The organism is Sphingomonas sp. CCH5-D11, from assembly GCF_001557395.1.
Lineage (GTDB): Bacteria > Pseudomonadota > Alphaproteobacteria > Sphingomonadales > Sphingomonadaceae > Sphingomonas.
Genome location: NZ_LSKH01000357.1, coordinates 1 through 3249, shown reverse-complemented (window position 1 = coordinate 3249; position 3249 = coordinate 1). Strand labels below are relative to the sequence as shown.

General features: G+C 63.9%; 4 protein-coding genes. 2 read left to right on the top strand and 2 right to left on the bottom strand.

From position 1 onward, the window contains the following. Nucleotides 1–4: 4 nt before the first annotated feature. Nucleotides 5–679, top strand: coding sequence for a recombinase family protein (locus AX702_RS21315; protein WP_066782322.1), 675 nt, complete (start codon nucleotides 5–7; stop codon nucleotides 677–679). Nucleotides 680–684: 5 nt separating this feature from the next. Here the strand turns inward: AX702_RS21315 and AX702_RS21310 are convergent, their stop codons facing one another. After that, complete coding sequence (locus tag AX702_RS21310) at nucleotides 685–1869, bottom strand: alpha/beta fold hydrolase (protein WP_066782321.1); 1185 nt, start codon at nucleotides 1867–1869, stop codon at nucleotides 685–687. Further along, on the bottom strand, nucleotides 1862–2239 hold the full coding sequence (locus AX702_RS21305) for a carboxymuconolactone decarboxylase family protein (RefSeq protein ID WP_004206955.1): 378 nt from the start codon (nucleotides 2237–2239) through the stop codon (nucleotides 1862–1864). The genes AX702_RS21310 and AX702_RS21305 overlap by 8 nt, the downstream gene beginning before the upstream one ends. Before the next feature lie 91 nt (nucleotides 2240–2330). On the opposite strand from AX702_RS21305, the gene AX702_RS21300 reads away from it, so the two are divergent. Then, the gene (locus AX702_RS21300; protein ID WP_066782320.1) at nucleotides 2331–3215 is read left to right on the top strand and encodes a LysR family transcriptional regulator; all 885 of its coding nucleotides are present in this window, start codon (nucleotides 2331–2333) and stop codon (nucleotides 3213–3215) included. The last annotated feature ends 34 nt before the right edge of the window (nucleotides 3216–3249 follow it).

Below are 3249 nucleotides of genomic sequence, written 5' to 3'. Positions count from 1 at the left end.
ATCAATGACGGAGCGATCCTGCTGTGTCACGCGAACGGACGTATATGTGACGACCCAGATCGGCTACGCACGGGTGTCCAAGGCGGACGGCAGCCAGGTTCACGACCTTCAGCGTGATGCGCTGGTCGCGGCCGGCGTCGATCCCGACCATATCTATGAGGACGCCGCATCGGGCCGGCGCGACACGCGCCCGGGCCTCGACGCCTGCCTGAAGGCACTGCGGCGTGGCGACACGCTGGTCGTATGGAAGCTCGATCGGCTCGGGCGCGACCTGCGCCATCTCGTCAACCTAGTCGGCGAGCTGACGAAAAGGCAGATCGGCCTCAAGGTCCTCGCCGGCGAAGGCGCATCGATCGACACCACCACCGCCAACGGCCGGCTGATCTTCGCGATCTTCGCCGGCCTCGCCGAGTTCGAGCGCGAGTTGATCGTCGAGCGCACCCGCGCCGGCCTTGCATCTGCCCGTGCGCGCGGTCGGCATGGCGGACGCCCGTTCAAGATGACGCCTGCCAAGCTGCGCCTCGCCCAGGCGGCGATGGGCAAGCCCGAAACCAAGGTCGCCGACCTGTGCGCCGAACTCGGCATCACCCGCCAGACGCTCTACCGGCACGTCACGCCCAAGGGCGAGATCAGGCCAGACGGTGAGAAGCTCCTTGCCCGAAAAACCCGCACTGTTTGACCACATCAGTCGCGCCGAAACAGGGCCGCGATCGCATCTGGCTGTTCGATCGGTATGTGATGTGCGGCACCGTCAACGACGACATGACGGCCCGCATCGACTGACATGGCAATCTCCTGCCCCAGTTCGGGAGGCGTCGCATGGTCCAGCGCGCCGGAAAGCACCTCTACCGGCACTTTGATCTGGGAAAGCAGCGATCGGATATCGTCGCGATTGAGCACTGCGGCATCAAGCGCAAAGGCAAGAGAAGCCGGGTCATGCGAAGCCATGGCCTCGCGTTCGCTGGCCGCCTCGCCGGGGTGCGCCTTTACCCACCCCGGCGCGGTCGTCATGCGTTGAATTTCGCTCAGCGCCCCATGTCGCGCACCCTCGTCCAGCAAGGCCGCGCGACGGTTTCGCCATGCCCCCAACCGTTCGGGGTACTCGGCACGCGCACTGCTATTCACCACTACAAGGCGTTCAACAGCATGCGGATGCCGGATAGCGAGCCGCAGTGCGATCATGCCGCCTTGGCTGTGGCCGACGATCGTCGCCGGCGTCGCTCCATTCTCTGCAATCCACAGTGCCAGATCATCTGCAATGCCGTCCAGATCGAAACCATCGCGCCAGCCACTGACGCCATGGCCCGGCATGTCGAAGGTGACTAACCGCTTGCCCGTTCCCATTCGGTCGGTCAGCGGGGTCCAGAACTGGCGGTTCAGGAACAGGCCGTGCAGGAAGAGAACGGGACGTCCGCTGCCGCGGTCGTCCCAACCATAGAGCACGCCATTGATCCGCGCCTGTCGCGATGGCGCTGCGCTGTGCCGTGCCATCGCGATCAGCAGCGAATCCTCGAATATCTGATATCGCGCGATCAGGCCGTCACGGATCGTGAACCGGATGGCGTAATCACTGTCCACGATGGCATCGGCGGGTTGAACGCGGTGTCGAAACCGCCCGAGGGCGATGACGTCCCCGCCGTCTCCGATCACGCGCTCGACCGAAAAGGCCAATGGGCGAAAGCCGGTGGGAAAGCGTTCGAGCCAGCGGCGCACCCCATCGCGCCCCTGCATAATCCCAACCGTGACGACCGCCGGGTCGCCGTCGACGTGCCAGATCGCCTCGGGGTGGACGCAGTCGAGCGCCGCATCGACATCGCCAGCGTCAAAAGCAGCGAAGTATCGTTCGACCAGAGCGACGTTCTCACCCATGACGGGTCTCCAGGACCTTGCGCAAGGCCGCGACGCCGTTCAGCGCTGCGGGAAAGCCGGCATACAGCGCCATCTGGATGATGATCTCGACTATCTCCTCCTGCGTGGCGCCGACGTTGAGCGCACCCTGCAGATGCACTTCGAGCTGGGGACGGGCAGTGCCGAGCGCGACCAGCGCCGCGACGGTCGCCAGCTCGCGCGTTCTGAGATCAAGGCCTGGGCGGCTGTAGATGTCGCCGAAACCGAACTCGATGATGTAACGGCCAAGATCGGGCGCGATATCGGTAAGCGATGCGATCACCGCTTGTCCGGCTTCTCCGTCGATCTCGGCCAAACGAGCCTTCCCACGTTCAAATCGCGATTGGTTCATGAGCGATCTCCTTCACCGCCCTATTTAGGTCCAAACAGCGCCTTCAGGAATGGAAGTGGAAGGAAGATCGCTTTCCAGATATGGATGACGCATGGATTGGAACGACGTTCGCTATTTCGCCGCGACCTATCGGGCGGGCAGCCTGACCGGCGCTGCCAGGATGCTCGGGGTCAGCGTGCAGACGGTCGGCCGTCGGATCGATGCCCTTGAAACCGCGATCGGCTCCACACTCTTCGTGCGGCACTCGGGCGGTTACACGGCGACGCCGGATGCCGAGGCGTTGATGGCGGAAGCAGTGCAGGTGGAGGAAGCCATGGCCAGCTTCCGCGCCCGTGCGAGCGGTCGAGCCGAGACAATCAGCGGGGTGGTGCGCCTTGCGGCGCCAGAGACGATCACAACACACCTGCTGCTGCCGGCGCTGCCAGCCATGCTTTCGCAGTACCCGCAACTGGAACTAGAAATCATCACGGGTATCGCTCCGGTGGGCATTGCCCGCGGCGAAGCCGACCTGGCCTTGCGTCTTGTTCCTCCGGATCACGGGGCTCTTACGGTTCGCAGGATTGGCACGATGAGACATGGCCTCTACGCTGGTGCCGGATCGATCCCCGATCTTGCTGCATCAAGGCTCGTGGGGTGGACCGACGATCATGATCTTCCCGCCTCGCGCTGGCTTTATCGCCTCGCCGGACGATCGGCGGACCTTCGTTTCAACCATCTCGAAGCTCACCGCGCCGCCATTGTCGCGGGCCTCGGCGTGGGAATCCTGCCCTGCTTTCTCGATCCGGGTCTGTCGCGCTTGCCCTGCACGTTGTTGATGGAAGAGCCGGTATGGCTGGTAGGCCATGCTGCCGCCGAGATGTCGGTGCGGGTACGTGTCGTTTACGATGAGATCGCCGCCATCATCGCCGCAAATGCTGACCTCCTGACGGGCCGTCGCGGAACTCGTGAGCAACTTGGCGTTGAAGAGACCCTTTAGCGTACGTTTTCGACCATCCTCTCACCGGTCCCCA

Excerpts from the sequence above, each read along its gene's own strand:
- AX702_RS21315 (WP_066782322.1), top strand. The coding sequence starts at position 5 with ATGACGGAGCGATCCTGCTGTGTCACGCGAACGGACGTATATGTGACG.
- AX702_RS21310 (WP_066782321.1), bottom strand. The coding sequence starts at position 1,869 with ATGGGTGAGAACGTCGCTCTGGTCGAACGATACTTCGCTGCTTTTGAC.
- AX702_RS21305 (WP_004206955.1), bottom strand. The coding sequence starts at position 2,239 with ATGAACCAATCGCGATTTGAACGTGGGAAGGCTCGTTTGGCCGAGATC.
- AX702_RS21300 (WP_066782320.1), top strand. The coding sequence starts at position 2,331 with ATGGATTGGAACGACGTTCGCTATTTCGCCGCGACCTATCGGGCGGGC.